This window comes from Pantoea sp. UBA4549 (assembly GCF_002387285.1).
In the GTDB taxonomy this organism is placed as follows: domain Bacteria; phylum Pseudomonadota; class Gammaproteobacteria; order Enterobacterales; family Enterobacteriaceae; genus Pantoea; species Pantoea borealis.
This window is the reverse complement of sequence record NZ_DGLH01000018.1, coordinates 225,029-242,117: the sequence shown is the minus strand read 5'-3', so window position 1 is coordinate 242,117 and position 17,089 is coordinate 225,029. Positions and strand designations below refer to the sequence as shown.

General features: G+C 54.8%; 16 protein-coding genes. 2 read left to right on the top strand and 14 right to left on the bottom strand.

Annotation, left to right across the window (positions count from 1 at the left end; translation table 11 throughout):
• Positions 1 to 142 precede the first annotated feature (142 nt).
• From B3041_RS16870 to msrP, 14 genes are all read right to left on the bottom strand, one after another.
• On the bottom strand, positions 143 to 904 hold the full coding sequence (locus tag B3041_RS16870; protein ID WP_065648054.1) for an amino acid ABC transporter ATP-binding protein: 762 nt from the start codon (positions 902 to 904) through the stop codon (positions 143 to 145).
• An 8-nt stretch (positions 905 to 912) separates the two neighbouring features.
• Positions 913 to 2,013, bottom strand: a complete 1,101-nt coding sequence (locus tag B3041_RS16865; protein ID WP_065648055.1) for an amino acid ABC transporter permease — start codon at positions 2,011 to 2,013, stop codon at positions 913 to 915.
• A gap of 14 nt (positions 2,014 to 2,027) precedes the next feature.
• Positions 2,028 to 3,206, bottom strand: coding sequence for an amino acid ABC transporter permease (locus B3041_RS16860; protein WP_065648056.1), 1,179 nt, complete (start codon positions 3,204 to 3,206; stop codon positions 2,028 to 2,030).
• A gap of 68 nt (positions 3,207 to 3,274) precedes the next feature.
• Positions 3,275 to 4,300: an amino acid ABC transporter substrate-binding protein gene (locus B3041_RS16855; protein ID WP_065648057.1), complete on the bottom strand. Its 1,026-nt coding sequence runs from the start codon at positions 4,298 to 4,300 to the stop codon at positions 3,275 to 3,277.
• Between the two features lie 504 nt (positions 4,301 to 4,804).
• Entirely contained in the window at positions 4,805 to 5,101 is a 297-nt protein-coding gene (gene fis, locus B3041_RS16850) for a DNA-binding transcriptional regulator Fis (protein WP_003855228.1), read from the bottom strand.
• 24 nt (positions 5,102 to 5,125) lie between these two features.
• Positions 5,126 to 6,091 carry a tRNA dihydrouridine synthase DusB gene (dusB, locus tag B3041_RS16845; RefSeq protein WP_039380734.1) on the bottom strand — a complete coding sequence of 322 codons (966 nt, stop codon included), beginning with the start codon at positions 6,089 to 6,091 and terminating at the stop codon, positions 5,126 to 5,128.
• 371 nt (positions 6,092 to 6,462) lie between these two features.
• The gene (prmA, locus tag B3041_RS16840) at positions 6,463 to 7,344 is read right to left on the bottom strand and encodes a 50S ribosomal protein L11 methyltransferase (RefSeq protein WP_065648058.1); all 882 of its coding nucleotides are present in this window, start codon (positions 7,342 to 7,344) and stop codon (positions 6,463 to 6,465) included.
• 11 nt (positions 7,345 to 7,355) lie between these two features.
• Positions 7,356 to 8,801 carry a sodium/pantothenate symporter gene (panF, locus tag B3041_RS16835; RefSeq protein WP_065648059.1) on the bottom strand — a complete coding sequence of 482 codons (1,446 nt, stop codon included), beginning with the start codon at positions 8,799 to 8,801 and terminating at the stop codon, positions 7,356 to 7,358.
• Positions 8,791 to 9,033, bottom strand: coding sequence for a YhdT family protein (locus B3041_RS16830; RefSeq protein WP_065648060.1), 243 nt, complete (start codon positions 9,031 to 9,033; stop codon positions 8,791 to 8,793). The genes panF and B3041_RS16830 overlap by 11 nt, the downstream gene beginning before the upstream one ends.
• Before the next feature lie 71 nt (positions 9,034 to 9,104).
• Positions 9,105 to 10,454: an acetyl-CoA carboxylase biotin carboxylase subunit gene (accC, locus tag B3041_RS16825; RefSeq protein ID WP_065648061.1), complete on the bottom strand. Its 1,350-nt coding sequence runs from the start codon at positions 10,452 to 10,454 to the stop codon at positions 9,105 to 9,107.
• An 11-nt stretch (positions 10,455 to 10,465) separates the two neighbouring features.
• On the bottom strand, positions 10,466 to 10,930 hold the full coding sequence (gene accB, locus B3041_RS16820) for an acetyl-CoA carboxylase biotin carboxyl carrier protein (RefSeq protein WP_065648062.1): 465 nt from the start codon (positions 10,928 to 10,930) through the stop codon (positions 10,466 to 10,468).
• Between the two features lie 21 nt (positions 10,931 to 10,951).
• Positions 10,952 to 11,404, bottom strand: coding sequence for a type II 3-dehydroquinate dehydratase (aroQ, locus tag B3041_RS16815; RefSeq protein ID WP_065648063.1), 453 nt, complete (start codon positions 11,402 to 11,404; stop codon positions 10,952 to 10,954).
• A gap of 232 nt (positions 11,405 to 11,636) precedes the next feature.
• Positions 11,637 to 12,239, bottom strand: coding sequence for a protein-methionine-sulfoxide reductase heme-binding subunit MsrQ (gene msrQ / locus B3041_RS16810; protein ID WP_292977461.1), 603 nt, complete (start codon positions 12,237 to 12,239; stop codon positions 11,637 to 11,639).
• Positions 12,240 to 13,244, bottom strand: coding sequence for a protein-methionine-sulfoxide reductase catalytic subunit MsrP (gene msrP, locus B3041_RS16805; RefSeq protein ID WP_065648065.1), 1,005 nt, complete (start codon positions 13,242 to 13,244; stop codon positions 12,240 to 12,242).
• Between the two features lie 297 nt (positions 13,245 to 13,541).
• On the opposite strand from msrP, the gene csrD reads away from it, so the two are divergent.
• Both csrD and mreB read left to right on the top strand, forming a co-directional pair.
• Positions 13,542 to 15,488, top strand: coding sequence for an RNase E specificity factor CsrD (gene csrD / locus B3041_RS16800; RefSeq protein ID WP_065648066.1), 1,947 nt, complete (start codon positions 13,542 to 13,544; stop codon positions 15,486 to 15,488).
• 309 nt (positions 15,489 to 15,797) lie between these two features.
• Positions 15,798 to 16,841 carry a rod shape-determining protein MreB gene (mreB, locus tag B3041_RS16795; RefSeq protein WP_003855260.1) on the top strand — a complete coding sequence of 348 codons (1,044 nt, stop codon included), beginning with the start codon at positions 15,798 to 15,800 and terminating at the stop codon, positions 16,839 to 16,841.
• The last annotated feature ends 248 nt before the right edge of the window (positions 16,842 to 17,089 follow it).

Here is a 17,089-nt window from a genome sequence, read left to right as displayed (position 1 = left end):
AGAGTAGGGAACTGCCAGGCACCAAACACAGAAGCCCTGAACGAAAGTTCAGGGCTTTTTTGTTTTTGCCGGACAGGATGAAAACGCGCAGCCAGAAAAAAGCCCCTGCTGCATGGCAGGGGCAGAGCTAAGAGCGCTGAGATCAGTGAATAACCTGCGACAGAAACGCGCGGGTACGCTCTGAACGCGGATTAGCAAAGAACTCCTCTGGCGGCGCCATCTCCACGATCTCCCCCCGATCCATAAAGATCACCCGGTCAGCGACCGTACGTGCGAACCCCATTTCATGCGTCACACACAGCATGGTCATGCCATCTTCTGCGAGGCCAATCATGGTATCCAGCACCTCTTTCACCATCTCCGGATCAAGGGCTGAAGTCGGCTCGTCAAACAGCATAATTTTGGGCTTCATACAGAGCGAACGGGCTATTGCCACGCGCTGCTGCTGGCCGCCAGAGAGCTGTCCCGGAAACTTATGAGCATGTTCAGCAATGCGCACCCGCTCGAGGTAGTGCATCGCCAGCGCTTCCGCCTCCTTCTTCGGCATCTTTCTTACCCAGATGGGGGCCAGCGTACAGTTTTGCAGAACGGTAAGATGCGGAAACAGATTAAAGTGCTGAAACACCATACCCACTTCCGTGCGTACCCGTTCAATATTGCGCACGTCATCATTAAGATGGATACCGTCAACGACGATACGTCCCTGCTGATGCTCTTCCAGATGGTTGATACAGCGAATAGTGGTCGACTTTCCTGAACCTGACGGGCCGCAGAGTACAATACGTTCACGCGGTTTAACCTGCAGATTAATATCCTTAAGCACGTGAAACTGTCCGTACCATTTGTTCACGTTTTCGAGCGTAATCATCATAGCGTTAGCCGCCGTCGTTATTGTGGATGTCATAGTAAACCTCAGTGCGCTTTACGCCCGGTGTGAAAACGCTTCTCCAGATACTGGCTGTAGCGCGACATGCTAAAACAGAAAATCCAGTAGACCAGTGCAGCAAAAACATAGCCTTCCGTGGACATGCCCAGCCATGCAGGATCGACCGTGGCCTGCTGCACGCTGCTGAACAGATCAAACAGGCCGATAATGATCACCAGGCTGGTATCTTTGAACAAGGCGATAATGGTATTAACCAGTCCCGGGATAGTGAGCTTCAGCGCCTGCGGCAGGATCACCAGCCCCTGCGTTCTCCAGTAGCCCAGCGCCAGCGACTCTGCCGCTTCATACTGACCTTTAGGCAGCGCCTGCAGGCCGCCGCGCACCACTTCCGCTACATAGGCAGACTGGAACAGAATCACACCCACCAGCGCACGAACCAGTTTGTCGATCGTCGTACCTTCCGCCATAAACAGCGGCAGCATGACAGAGGACATAAACAGCACGGTGATCAGCGGTACGCCGCGCCAGAACTCGATAAAAATAACGGACAGCGTCCGCACCACCGGCAGATTTGAGCGTCGGCCCAGCGCCAGCAGAATACCCAGCGGCAGGGCGCCGGCGATCCCAACGGAGGCGATAATCAGCGTCAGCGTCAGGCCGCCCCACTGGCGGGTTTCCACGCGCTCCAGACCAAAATAGCCGCCATAAAGCAGCAGCCAGACCGTAACCGGATAGAGCACTGCCCAGCAGGCAAGATAGCGACCACGACGCGGCATGGCGCGGATAAAGAGGGGAATAACTGACACTAAACCGATAACCAGCGCCAGATTGATACGCCAGCGCAGTTCATGCGGATAGAGTCCATACATAAACTGACCAAAGCGTGCATGGATAAACACCCAGCAGGCACCCGCTTTGGTACAGTCGGCACGGGTTTCGCCCAGCCAGTTTGCCTGAAATATCAGCCAGTTCAGTGCCGGGGGAATGACATTCCAGATGAGCCACAGACTGATCAGCGTAAGCAGCGTGTTCAGCCAGCCGGAGAAGAGATTTTTACGCGCCCAGCTCCAGCTCTTCTGCAGCAGATTACTGCTTACCGGCGGCGTTTCATGCGTTGTCACAGACATAGTGTTTCTTTCTCTTAACGCTCAACCAGCGCAATTTTGCGGTTATAGAGATTCATCAGCAGGGAAATCGTCAGGCTGATGATGAGATAAACCGCCATGGTGATCGCAATGGTTTCTATTGCCTGGCCGGTCTGATTAAGCACCGTACCGGCAAACAGCGACACCATATCGGGGTAGCCGATAGCGGCTGCCAGCGACGAGTTCTTGACCACGTTTAAATACTGGCTGGTCAGCGGAGGAATAATGACGCGCATTGCCTGCGGAATAATGACCTGACGCAGCGTCACAGGGTTCGGCAATCCCAGCGAGCGCGCCGCTTCACTCTGGCCATGCGGTACGGACTGAATACCGGCGCGGATCACCTCAGCAATAAATGAAGAGGTATAGATCGAGAGCGCCAGCGTCAGCGCGGCCAGCTCCGGGATCATCGCGAAGCCACCGCGAAAATTGAATCCGCGTAGCTCAGGCACATCCCAGTGCACGCCCGCTCCGAACAGGCTGTGGGCAATCAGCGGCAGCAGCACAATGAGCCCGGCGGCGGCGGGCCAGGTGCGACGCAGCTGACCGGTTTTCAGCTGATGTTTACGATTAAAGCGAAACAGCGCCAGGCTGGCGATAATGCCTGACGCCAGCGCAACCAGAAATGGCAGTGTACCGGGCGCATACTGTGGCCATGGAATATACAGGCCACGATTACTGACAAAGGCGAGGTCAAAGGCGTTCAGTGCCTGACGCGGGCCGGGCAGATTACGCAGTACGGCAAAGTACCAGAAGAAAATCTGCAGCAGGGGAGGAATATTACGGAACGTCTCAATATAAATGGCAGAGAGCTTACGCAGCAGCCAGTTATCAGACAGTCGCGCCAGGCCTACCGCAAAGCCAAGCAGTGATGCAAAGACGATGCAAAGCGCGGAGACCAGCAGGGTATTGGTCAGCCCGACCATAAAGACCCGGGCGTAGGTGTCTCCTTCGGTGTAGTCAATCAGATGCTGAACAATACCAAAACCGGCACTGCGCTCCAGAAAGCCAAAACCTGACGTAATGCCACGGTTGGCCAGATTGATGATGGTGTTGTGGATTAAATATCCCACCACCGCCACTACCGCAATAATCGCGACGAACTGATAAAGCCAGGCGCGAACCGCAGGGTTACCGAATGAAAAATCCCTTTTCACGGTTGGGCGTTGCGACATGTTGAAACCTCAATGATAGATACGCGTGGGCACCGCAGGACGCGGTGCCCGACTGGCACAGCCGTAAATCAGCGCACTGGCGGTGCGTACTGAATGCCGCCCTGGTTCCAGAGCGCATTCTGTCCGCGTGCGATTTTCAGCGCGCTGTCTTTCCCGACATTGCGGTCAAAAATTTCCTGATAGTTACCCACCTGCTTGATGATGTTATAAGCCCACTTATTATCAAGTTTCAGGTCTTTACCAAAGTCCCCTTCTGCGCCCAGCAGATGTGCCATATCAGGCGTGGTGGGTTTTGCTGCCATCTGATCGACATTCTTTGAGCTGATACCCATCTCTTCAGCATTCAGCATGGCAAACAGTGACCACTTAACAATCGTAAACCAGTCGTCGTCACCGCGACGCACCAGTGGCCCAAGCGGCTCTTTGGAGATCACTTCCGGCAGCACGATAAATTCGTCAGGTTTGCCGAGTTTGATGCGCAGCGCATAGAGCTGGGACTGATCGGAGGAGAGCGTATCGCAGCGGCCGCTATCGAGCGCTTTGGCTGACTCATCGGAGCGGTCAAAGGTCACCGGGGTGTACTGCATTTTATTCGCTTTAAAATAGTCGGCGACATTCAGCTCGGTATCAGTACCTGCCTGGATGCAGACCGTCGCGCCATCCAGCTCTTTGGCACTTTTCAGTCCCGCTTTCTTATGCGTCAGAAAACCGATGCCGTCATAGTAGTTTACGCCGGCAAACAGAAAGCCCATGCCGCCGTCGCGCGAAGAGGTCCAGGTAGTGTTACGCGACAGGATGTCGACTTCACCCGACTGCAGCGCCGTAAAGCGCTCTTTAGCCGTCAGCGGGGTATATTTAACTTTGCCGGCATCGCCAAACACGGCAGCAGCGGCGGCACGGCAGACATCCACATCAATACCGGTGAATTTGCCGCTGGCATCTGCGTATGAGAAACCCGGCAGTCCGTCACTGATACCACACTGTACAAAACCTTTCTTTTTAATTGCGTCCAGCGTGGCACCTGCATGCGCCTGCTGCGTCGCGCTCAGCAGTGTGGCAGCAGCGATCAGGGTAGAGAGCATCATCTTTTTCATAAAGCATCCTGTGTGGCAGTTCGTCTGTTGTTATTGTGGTGTGCACTTTGTAGTGCACTACTGTCTGTCGGTGGCAGCGTGCCATCCTGCCTGTTGCAAAGCTGATGCCAGTTTTGCAGCGGGCTGAATTCTTCAGGAAAGAGCGTCAGAAAAGGGCAGGAAGTAACGTGCGGTTACTATCGCGCACCAAAAGGCGGCATGACGAGTCGCCGCGATCACAAATAGTGCAAATAGTTTCACTATTGGAGCGCAGTGTGAGCTACCACTCATTAGTCAGGGTTGCTGGCGTTAATACCTGCGAACACCGCAGCGGCACAGGTTACTGCCAGGTTGCACGCAGGCCGCTGCCGAATTAAGCAGAGGAGGGCACAGGAAAAATGACGCAGGGGATTGCAACAATAGTTACCATACAGACGGTAACTGTTTCACGTGAAGTGATAAGCGGGAAAACGATCCAAACAAAAACGCCAGCCCGAAGGCTGGCGTTATCGCAGCAGCGAACAATCAGTTCATGCCGTATTTTTTCAGCTTCTTACGCAGAGTACCACGGTTGATACCCATCATCAGGGCTGCACGGGTCTGGTTGCCACGGGTATACTGCATCACCATGTCCAACAGAGGCTGCTCGACTTCAGCCAGTACCAGCTCATACAGATCACTAACATCCTGACCATTCAGTTGAGCAAAATAGTTCTTCAGTGCCTGTTTAACCGAATCACGCAGTGGCTTTTGGGTCACCTGATCCTGTGAGTTAACGGTAGAAACGGTCAGTACGTCAGAATTTACGCGTTGTTCGAACATAGTTCTTTCAGCTCTTTATTTCGTTTACGCAAGATTTTCGAAGTATGCCTCCAACGCCTCCAGCTGTTCGCTGGCATCCTCAATGGCGTTGAATGTGCGCCGAAACTGGTCGTCAGGGGCACTTTCCTGCAAATACCAGGAAACGTGTTTTCGGGCAATACGGTATCCCTTGCGCTGACCGTAAAAGTCGTGCAGCTCCCGTATATGTCCAATCAGCATTTGCTTCACCTCTGCCAGCGGCTTCGGTGCAAGCAGCTCCCCTGTGTCCAGATAATGCTGGATTTCCCGGAAGATCCACGGTCTTCCCTGAGCAGCACGTCCTACCATCAGAGCATCTGCTCCGGTGTAGTCGAGCACTGCCCTGGCTTTATGCGGGTCAGTTATGTCCCCATTCGCGATAATCGGAATGGAAACGCTCTGCTTAACTGTCCGAATGCTGTCATATTCAGCCTGCCCCTCAAACAAACAGGCGCGGGTGCGTCCATGAATGGTGAGAGCCTGAATGCCACAACGTTCAGCCAATTGGGCAATCTCTGTACAATTACGATTTTCTTTGTCCCAGCCAGTGCGAATTTTCAGCGTAACCGGCACGTCCACTGCGTTGACCACCGCCCGGAGAATCGATTCTACCAGTTGCGGATGCTGCAGCAGTGCAGAGCCAGCCATCTTACGATTCACTTTTTTAGCCGGACAGCCCATATTGATATCAATAACCTGCGCGCCAGACGCAACATTAATTCGCGCGGCAGCAGCCATCTCATCGGGATCGCAGCCAGCAATTTGCACGGCACGAATGCCGGGCTCGTCACTATGCACCATGCGCAGCCGGGATTTGTCACTGGCCCAGACTTCCGGGTTAGATGACAGCATCTCGGAGACAGTCATACCGGCACCGTTCTCGTAACAGAGTGTGCGAAATGGCTTATCGGTTACTCCGGCCATAGGCGCAGCAATGAGGCGATTACGTAGCTGGTGGTGTCCAATGCGCATGAAAAAAGAAGTGACCCTAACTGTTCGCAAGGCGGCGTATATTACGCATTTTTTCCGGAAGATGAAAGGCCAAACTTTGAACAACAACCCCTTAACATCATAGTGCTTTCAATGTGCAACCTGATGCTCTCTGGATAGTTGTTAAAAATCATATCTTTATTAATTTACGGCGAAATTGTGAACAAACGTTTTTCTGAATTTATACGACAAATCACGATATAAAAGCCGCAATTTTGACAGATTAACCACAGAATTAACGGCCTTTTGCGCAAATTTAATACAAAACCATTCTCTCCGGATGCAGGGCGTGCACAGCACGATACTGCGCCCTGATAAACCCCAGACCCGCGCTTGCGGGCCCGGGAGTAAAATTAGCGCAGACGCCCGGTAATACGACACCACTCCTCTTTCTCCGCAACCGGATCAAGCGCGAAGCGCTCAGCGTACGCTTCACAGACGCTTTCTGCCTGGCTGGCCAGTACGCCAGACAGGCCGAGATAGCCGCCCGCTTTTGGCAGAACGCCAATCAGCGGTGCCAGTTCACGCAGCGGGCCCGCCAGGATATTGGCGACCACGACATCAGCCTGCAGATTTTCAGGCTGCTGATGTGGCAGATAGAGCGACAGACGGTCTGCTACGCCGTTGCGTTCAGCGTTATCGCGGCTGGCCTGAATAGCCTGTGGATCGATATCGATCCCGATCGCCTGGGCAGCACCCAGCTTCAGCGCAGCGATCGCCAGAATGCCGGAGCCGCAGCCAAAGTCGATCACCGTTTTGCCCTGCAGATCGAGACCATCCAGCCAGCTCAGGCAGAGTGAAGTCGTAGGATGCGTGCCGGTGCCAAAGGCCAGACCGGGATCGAGCATGACGTTGACCGCATCCGGATCGGGGACATCACGCCAGCTTGGACAGATCCACAGACGTTCACCAAAGCGCATTGGATGGAAGTTGTCCATCCATTCGCGCTCCCAGTCTTTATCTTCGATCTGCTCGATCTTGTAGTGAAACGACGATCCCGGCACCGGCTGCAGACGCAGTGCGGCCACGACTTCATCCATATCACTCTCTGCGTCAAACAGACCGATGACGTCAGTATCACCCCACAACCGGGTTTCACCCGGCAGCGGTTCATACACCGGATTATCGTGCGTATCCTGAAAGGTCACCGAGACGGCACCGACTTCCATCAGGGCATCGCTCAGTGGCTCAGCCTGTTCTCCGGTGCTGTTAATCTTGATTTGAATCCATGGCATAGCGTTTCTCTTTATTTCAGTGCAGCGTCGTGCGTCTCAGACGCGCTGCCAAACAGGTTACCTGCCAGAAAAGCGAGCAGGCTCAGGGTTAGCGAGGGAACAATAGGGTGGAATCCCCACCATTCAATCTTCAGACTGGCGAGCAGCGTATAGCTTACGGCGCCTGCCAGCATACCGCTGATAGCCCCTGCGGCGTTGGCGCGCTCCCAGTAGAGACCCAGCACCAGCGGCCACAGGAATACCGCTTCCAGCCCGCCAAATGCCAGCAAATTAAGCCAGATAATCATATCCGGCGGATTCCAGGCCGCCAGCAGCAGCAGGATACCCAGCACAAAGGTAATCGTGCCGGAGAGCATACGCAGGCGCGCTTCATTTTCACTCTGCCGGGGCGCAATACGCAGATAGAGATCTTTGATCAGCGTAGCGGATGCCTGCAGGAGCTGCGCGTTAATGGTCGACATAATGGCCGCCATCGGTGCAGCGAGAAAAATGCCGGCTGCCATCGGGGGCAGGACGGTAATCATCAGCGTCGGGATCACCTGGTCAGGTATGGTCAGGTCGGGCAACACCGCGCGTCCCAGTGCGCCAGCCAGATGCATACCCAGCATCAGGAGCACCACTACGATAGTGCCAAGTATGATCCCGCGGTGCATCGCTTTGCTGTCCCGGTAGGAGATACAGCGTACGGCCGTATGCGGCAAACCGATTACGCCAAAGCAGACCAGCACAGCGAATGAGCTCAGGAAGGCTGGCGTAATCACGTTGCCCACCCCTTCCGGTGACACCAGCTGCGGATCAATAGTGCGCAGCGTGCTGACCGCGTGACTCAACCCGCCGGCATGATGAATAACGGCAAACAGCAGCAGAAACGTGCCTGCCAGCATCACCAGCCCCTGCATCGCATCATTCAGCACGCTGGCGCGAAAGCCACCGAAAGCCGTATAGAGCGCGATAGTACCGCCAAAAATCAGTAAGCCCGTATCGTAAGGAATACCCGCAGCCGTCTCCAGCAGGCGAGCGCCGCCGATAAACTGCACGGTCATGGCGCCGATAAAAGCCACCAGCAGGCTGATACTGGCCAGCCAGATCAGCAGCGGACTGCGGTAACGGCCATAAAGCATATCGTTAAGCGTTACTGCGTTATAACGCCGGGCCAGAATGGCGAATTTTTTTCCCAGCACGCCCAGCGAAAGCCAGACGGCAGGCACCTGAATCATGGCCAGCAGTACCCAGCCCAGACCATATTTATAGGCGGCACCGGGACCGCCTATAAATGAGCTGGCGCTGATGTAGGTTGTGGTCAGCGTCATTGCCAGCACAAAGCCGCCCATGGAACGGCTGCCGAGAAAATATTCGGTCAGAAAAGTGCCCTGGCGCTGTTTGCGCATGGCGATCACTGACAAAACGGCAATCAGAACCAGATAAGCCAGCAGCGGCAGCAGAATTTCACTTTCCATTACTGTCCTCCAGTGACATGTCGCGGAAAATGACGCGAACCATCAGCGTGCAGAGGACAATAAACAGTAGCGGTGCAAATATGCAGGAGAGTTCAAACCAGCGGGGCAGGCCAGATATTCCGCTTTGCGTTCCGCCAAGCCAGGCAGACAGGGCCCACACCAGCAGATACGCGAGAGAGAGACCCAGTGACCAGCGAGCCTCTCTGTTCGCTTGTAAAAAACGCCCATCCATCAGGTAACCTCACAGGCGATAACAATAAAAAAGGCCGGATTAACCGGCCTCTGTCGTGCTCTGCGCTGCAATTACTTCTCGTGCAGGCCGAGTTTCTTCTCCAGATAGTGGATGTTGGTGCCACCCTGCTGGAAGTTTTCGTCAGACATGATTTTCATCTGCAGCTCGACGTTGGTTTTGATGCCGTCGATGATCAGCTCAGCCAGCGCATTTTTCATGCGGGCGATCGCGACTTCACGGGTTTCGCCGTAAGTAATGAGTTTGCCGATCATGGAATCGTAGTACGGCGGCACGGTGTAGCCAGCGTAGATATGCGATTCCCAGCGAACACCAAAGCCACCCGGCGCGTGGAAGCGCGTAATTTTACCCGGGCTTGGCAGGAAGGTATTGGGATCTTCGGCGTTGATACGGCATTCCACCGCATGACCACGCACAATCACATCTTCCTGTTTGATCGACAGCGGCTGACCGGCAGCAATACGCAGCTGCTCTTTGATAAGGTCAACGCCGGTGATCATTTCGGTAACCGGATGTTCAACCTGAATACGGGTGTTCATCTCAATGAAATAGAACTCGCCGTTTTCATACAGGAATTCAAAAGTACCGGCACCGCGATAGCCAATTTCCACACAGGCATTGGAGCAGCGCTCGCCAATGAAGCGACGCAGTTCCGGCGTGATGCCTGGCGCTGGCGCCTCTTCCACCACTTTCTGGTGGCGACGCTGCATAGAGCAGTCGCGCTCTGCCAGATAGATGGCGTTGCCCTGACCGTCGGCCAGTACCTGAATTTCGATATGACGTGGGTTCTCGAGGAATTTCTCCATGTAGACCATGTCGTTATTGAAAGCTGCTTTTGCTTCCGCCTTCGTCATGCCAATGGATTGCTCAAGATCTTTTTCATGGCGCACAACGCGCATACCGCGTCCGCCGCCGCCGCCAGAAGCTTTAATGATAACCGGATAGCCGATGCGCTTCGCGATAGCGCGGTTCTTATCCATATCATCAGTCAGCGAGCCGTCTGAACCCGGAACGGTAGGAACGCCCGCTTTTTTCATCGCGGTAATAGCGGACACTTTGTCACCCATCAGGCGGATAGTATCCGCTTTCGGTCCGACAAAGATAAAGCCTGAACGCTCAACCTGCTCAGCAAAATCGGCATTCTCAGAGAGAAAGCCGTAGCCCGGGTGAATCGCAATTGCGCCAGTGATTTCAGCAGCAGAAATCAGAGCCGGAATATTCAGGTAACTTTTGACCGACTGCGCCGGGCCGATGCAGACAGTTTCATCTGCCAGCAGCACGTGCTTAAGGTCGCGATCTGCCGTGGAGTGAACCGCTACGGTCTTGATGCCCAGCTCTTTGCAGGCACGCAGAATGCGCAGCGCGATTTCACCACGGTTAGCAATGACAATTTTATCCAGCATGCTTCGCCTCGTTATTCGATGACGACCAGCGGCTCGTCAAATTCAACCGGCTGGCCGCTTTCTACCAGGATCGCCTTCACAACGCCGGATTTGTCGGCTTCGATCTGGTTCATCATTTTCATCGCTTCAACGATGCACAGGGTATCGCCAGCGTTCACTTTCTGACCCACTTCCACAAACGCTTTTGCGTCCGGGCTTGGGGTGCGGTAGAAGGTGCCGACCATCGGTGAGCGAACAATGTGTCCGCTGACTTCAGGCTTCGCGGCTTCAGCCGGAGCGGCAGCAACCGGTGCAACGGCAGCTGCCAGTGCAGGCTGCGGAGCAGGTACAGCATAAGCCTGCTGCATCATTGGATAACCGACATTGGCAGGTGAACGGCTGATGCGAACTGACTCTTCGCCTTCAGAGATTTCCAGCTCAGCAATGCCGGACTCTTCAACCAGTTCGATCAGTTTCTTAATTTTACGAATATCCATGAGTGTGGTTCCGTACTCTGTTTAATTGGAATGTGACAGGCGTTTTATCGCCGTTTGTAAAGCCCACGCGTACCCATCCGCGCCAAGTCCGCAAATGACGCCGGCAGATACATCGGAAAGATAGGAGTGGTGCCGGAACGGCTCGCGTGCATGCACGTTAGAGAGATGCACCTCGATAAAAGGTATGCTAACCGCCAGCAGAGCATCACGCAGCGCAACGCTGGTATGCGTGAACGCAGCCGGATTGATGATGATGTAATCCACATCGCTGCGCGCGGCGTGAATACGATCGATCAGCTCATATTCTGCGTTTGATTGCAGATGACTCAATTTCACATGGTGCTGGCCGGCCTGTTGCGCCAAATCGCTGACGATATCAGCCAGTGTGGCGTGACCATACTTGTCAGGCTCGCGCGTTCCCAGCAAATTCAGGTTGGGACCGTTCAACAACAGTATGTGAAATTTATGCGCCATCTTGCGGCTATCTCCTGCAATCATTAGGGCATCGCGTAAAATACCGCGACATCCTTCATTTGTCACCCTTGAGAGTGAAAAAGAAGGGTTTGCTTGCAATAAAGCCGGGCATTATATCCGTTTCGGGACAATTCGCAGCAAAATACTGGTCTTATCTGCGAAGTTGATCCGGTGCGGCCCGAAGGCCACACGTTTTAACAGAAAGCGGGGGGAGAAAACAACCTCAGAGAAATCAGCGGCTAAAGCTCTTGCGTAACTTTTTGTAGCGCCACGCCAGCAGCAGCGCCGCCGCCAGCGCATAAAGCAATGGTTGCGGTGACAGCACTTTAACTGACCAGAGATAGTGGACAGGAGCGAGGATCGCCACCAGGTAGATAGCGTTATGCAGCGTTTGCCAGCGTCTGCCCAGTTTGCGCTGTGCGCGCTGAAACGAGGTGATCGCCAGCGCAAACAGGATCACCCAACTGAGCAGACCCAGCAGCAGATAGGGGCGGGCGAAAATTTCACTGCCGAGCAGACGCAGATGCGTGAAGCCCAGCTCCAGCAGCCAGTAGCTGATCAGATGCAGCGTAGCCCAGGCAAAGCACCAGAGCCCCAGCATCCGGCGGGTGCGGATCAGCAGCGGCTGTTTCAGATAGCGCGTCAGCGGACTGACCAGCAGCGTCGCCAGCAGCAGCTTCAGCGCCATTCTGCCGGTAAAGTGCTGAATATCTTTTGCCGGATCGGCGCTCAGCCAGCCCTGAGCAGCAGAAAGGACCAGATAGACGAGCGGCAGCAGCGCGGCCAGGTGCAGCGCCACTTTGAGCCAGGTAACCTGTCGCAGGGTCAGGCGCATTTAAAAATTCTCCCGCAGATCGAGCCCGCGATAGAGTGACGCTACCTCACGTGCATAACCGTTAAACAGCAGCGTAGGCTGTCGCTCAACGTTGAGCAGGCCGCCCGCGCCGATAAAGCGCTCTGTCGCCTGTGACCAGCGTGGATGATCGACGTGCGGATTCACATTGGCGTAAAACCCATATTCGCTGGCGGCAATCTGGCTCCAGGTGGTCGGCGGCTGTTCAGCGGTCAGCGTGATTTTTACGATCGATTTAATGCCTTTAAAGCCATATTTCCACGGCACCGTCAGGCGTATCGGGGCACCATTCTGCGGCGGCAACGCTTTACCATAGACACCGGTGCTGAGCAGCGTCAGCGGATGCATCGCTTCATCCAGCCGCAGGCCTTCAACATAGGGATAATCCAGTCCGCCACCAATAAAGCGATCTTTCTGGCCCGGCATCTGCTCAGGATCGTAGAGCGTCTGAAACGCCACATAGCGTGCTTTGCTGGTGGGTTCTGCCAGCTTCAGCAGCTTGCTGAGTTCAAAGCCAACCCAGGGCACAACCATTGACCACGCTTCGACACAGCGCATACGGTAGATACGCTGCTCCATGGCAAAGCGTTTAAATATGTCATCCATATCCAGCGTTACAGGCCTGGCAACTTCGCCATCAATACGCAGCTGCCAGGGCTCAGTCTTCAGCGAGCCGGCGTTAGCAGCGGGATCGGCTTTATCCAGACCAAACTCATAAAAGTTGTTGTAGCCGGCTACTTTATCGTAAGGCGTTAACGGTAAATCTGCCTGCCACTGCGCAGGTTTTGTGAACGTCAAATCGCGTCCGGCCGGTGCCGGCGGACGATCGTTCCCTTTAAACCAGCTCAGAATGTCTGCCCGGGCGCTGCCCGGCAGCGTTGCGGCAGCAGCGCCAATGCCCAGCGCCTTCAGCACCTGACGCCGGCGCAGCGCAAAGATGTTTTCCGGGGTGACATCAGCTTCAGTGAGAGTGTGCTTGAACTTCATGGTGTTCTCCGGCAGGTAAGCAGTGATCATTAAGATGCGTAAACCGCAACGGCGATGCCACTTTGCCGGGGAAAATATGAAATTTCCTGGCAGACATCCTCTGTTGAGAATAGGACGAAAAAGCCAGTCCGGCGGTCAGGTACGATGACTTTACCGTTATACTCGCGCGACAGCGTGATCGCCGGAGTAATGGCGCTGATTCAGACCGCTATTTATGGTACTTTGCTCAGGTTTGCGTCAGCTGAATGATGCACAGGGCGGCCGCCCGTTTATAACCGCAGTGGTACAGGCACAGGGATGCGATTAACAACGAAGTTTTCTGCGTTTATTACATTATTAAGCTTACTGGCAATGTTACTGATGCTGGTAGGCTGCGCTTTTAGTTTTATCTGGCTGTCGCAGGAGCGCGTTGAAAGCCGTATCGATACGCTGGCAACCGAAGTTGATAAGGCGCTGATGACTCAGTCTCCGCAGGAGGTTGAACAGTGGCTGACGCGGCTGATGCCGGTAATCAACGCTGAGCAGGTTGAGCTGCGCAATGATGACGGCGAAATATTTCGCCTTACCCGCCATGAAAATCCCATGCTGGAAGATGAACCTAACCGGTTTATTCAGTTTGAGCTGCCGCTGGTGCACGCACCCGAGATGCAGCTGCGTGTCGTGGTGCTCGATCCGGCAAAAACCTGGTTTCGCTCCTTTACCGGTGCCTACACGCTGGTGGTATTGCTGAGCGTGGTTGCCATTATGGTGGCGCTGCTGGCAATGACGCATCACTGGCTCAATCGCCGCTGGCGCAATATGGATCGGCTGGAGGCGCGCGCCGGACGCATCATAGCCGGCGAGCGCATCGCTCGCGTCCCGGGCACCACTGAATGGCCCGCCAAAGCCAGCCGCGCGCTGGATACGCTGCTCAGCGATCTCCAGGAGGCGGGGGAACAGCGTCTGAGAATCGATACGCTGATCCGCACGTTTGCTGCGCAGGATGCGCGTACGGGCCTCAATAACCGGCTCTTTTTTGATAATCAGCTGGCCACGCTGCTGGAAGATCAGGAGGATGTCGGCACGCATGGCGTGGTGATGATGATCCGCCTGCCTGACTTTGACAACCTGCACGAAATCATCGGTCCGACGCTGGCTGAAGAGTACCTGTTTGATATCATCAATATGTTTTCCACTTTTGTGCTGCGCTATCCGGGAGCGCTGCTGGCACGCTATTTTCGCAGTGATTTTGCCGTGCTGCTGCCGCACCGGACGCTGAAAGAGGCGAACAGCATTGCCGAGCAGCTCATCAATGCGGTGGACTCTCTGCCGCCGATGCGCAGGGTGGATCGGGATGATTTAATTCATATCGGCATCAACGCCTGGTGTAGCGGACAGAGCGTACTGCAGGTGATGGAGAGCGTAGAGCTGGCCACGCGGCGCGCCGTGCTGCAGGGGGGGAATACCTGGTCCGTGGGCGAGGGTAATCCGCTGGATATGGGCCGTGGCAGCGTGCGCTGGCGTACGCTGCTGGAGAATACGCTTAACCGCGGTGGTCCCCGCCTGTATCAAAAGCCTGCGGTGCTGATGGATGGCAAAGTCCACCACCGGGAGATGCTGGCGCGCATCTTTGACGGTGATAAAGAAGTGGTGGCCGCCGAATTTATGCCGCTGGTCATGCAGCTGGGGCTGACTGACAGCTGGGATCGCCAGCTGGTGACGCGCATTGCCGCGCTGACAGAAGTGTGGCCCGATGAGACGCTGGCGCTGCCGGTAAGCATTGATTCACTGTTACAGCGCCCGTTCCAGCGCTGGCTGCAAAAATTACTGCTGCAGTGTAATAAATCTCAGCGGCGGCGATTTTTATTTGAACTTGCCGAGGCGGATGTGTGTCAACACATCAATCGTTTGCTGCCGGTCTTTCACATGCTTACCACGTTTGGCTGCCGTATCGCAGTCGATCAGGCGGGAATGACGGTGGTCAGCAGCGCTTATATTCGCCAGCTTCCTGTTGATGTGATCAAGCTGGATCCGGGGCTGGTACGTAATATCGATCGCCGCACAGAGAATCAGCTTTTTGTGCAGAGCCTGCTGGAAGTGTGTAAATCAACCTCCAGCTATGTTTTTGCTGCCGGCGTGCGTACCCGGGCTGAATGGCAGACTCTGACTGCGCTTGGGGTGTCAGGCGGGCAGGGTGACCTGTTTGCGCCTTCACAGCCGGTTAACAGTAATGTTAAAAAACATTCGCAACGTTACCGTATTTAATGTTCTGGCATGGATTTTCCCGCCAATCCATGTTTTTCTGGCTTTATACTGCGGAGGCGGGCAGAACAAAGGGCATGAAATGTTAAATTTTATGTCGGTAACCCCGCTGCGCGTCCGCACAATTTGCGTTAAAGAGGGCGGTTTAACGCCATCTGGCGCTGCCAGTGGCGGACAGTACCGGCCGGAAAAATTATACGGTCTATTTTTTCACCGTAGCCGAACGTTTTTGCGCCTTGTAGCGGCTTCGTGTGGTTGGTAAAGTAAGCGGATTTTATTTTCCGCCCCCAGCTTGCAGGATTATCCCTTAGTATGTTTAAAAAATTTCGCGGCATGTTTTCCAATGACTTGTCCATTGACCTGGGTACTGCGAATACCCTGATTTATGTAAAAGGACAGGGCATCGTGCTGAACGAGCCTTCAGTGGTTGCTATCCGTCAGGACCGCGCCGGCTCCCCAAAGAGCGTAGCGGCTGTTGGTCATGACGCAAAGCAGATGCTTGGCCGTACGCCGGGCAACATTGCCGCTATCCGTCCGATGAAAGATGGCGTAATTGCTGACTTCTTTGTGACTGAGAAAATGCTCCAGCACTTTATCAAGCAGGTACATAGCAACAGCTTTATGCGCCCGAGTCCGCGCGTACTGGTGTGTGTACCGGTCGGCGCGACCCAGGTTGAGCGTCGCGCTATCCGTGAATCTGCGCAGGGAGCAGGCGCACGCGAAGTCTTCCTGATTGAAGAGCCAATGGCTGCGGCTATCGGTGCCGGCCTGCCGGTCTCTGAAGCAACCGGCTCCATGGTAGTGGATATTGGTGGCGGTACCACTGAAGTCGCCGTGATCTCCCTGAACGGGGTGGTCTACTCTTCTTCTGTACGTATTGGTGGCGATCGTTTTGATGAAGCTATCATCAATTACGTACGTCGCAATTACGGCTCACTGATTGGTGAAGCGACCGCAGAACGTATCAAGCATGAAATCGGTTCAGCCTATCCGGGCGACGAAGTTCGTGAAATCGAAGTGCGTGGACGTAACCTTGCAGAAGGTGTGCCGCGTGGCTTTACGCTGAACTCAAATGAAATTCTTGAAGCGCTGCAGGAACCGCTGACCGGCATCGTCAGCGCGGTTATGGTTGCGCTGGAGCAGTGTCCGCCAGAACTCGCTTCTGATATCTCAGAACGTGGCATGGTGCTGACCGGCGGTGGCGCGCTGCTGCGCAATCTGGATCGCCTGCTGATGGAAGAGACGGGCATTCCGGTCGTGGTAGCGGAAGATCCACTGACCTGCGTAGCACGTGGCGGCGGTAAAGCGCTGGAGATGATCGACATGCATGGTGGCGATCTGTTCAGCGAGGAGTAATTCCTCACTGGCTGCGACCATGGTCATATTGCGCAGGGAATCGCGACAATACTCATCATAAACTGAATCGCACGCAGCGTGTATCGCTCTGGCCTGCCGTTGTGCAGCGTCAGAGCCGCAGCATTGCATCATGCAGCGGCGGTTCAGGCATAGGGTAAATGGCGCGGCTGCGTACGACGGCATAATGCGTCCAGCCCTGGAGGCGCGGGTCTGCGGACTGGTGCTTCTTCCCTGATGTCGAGGAATTC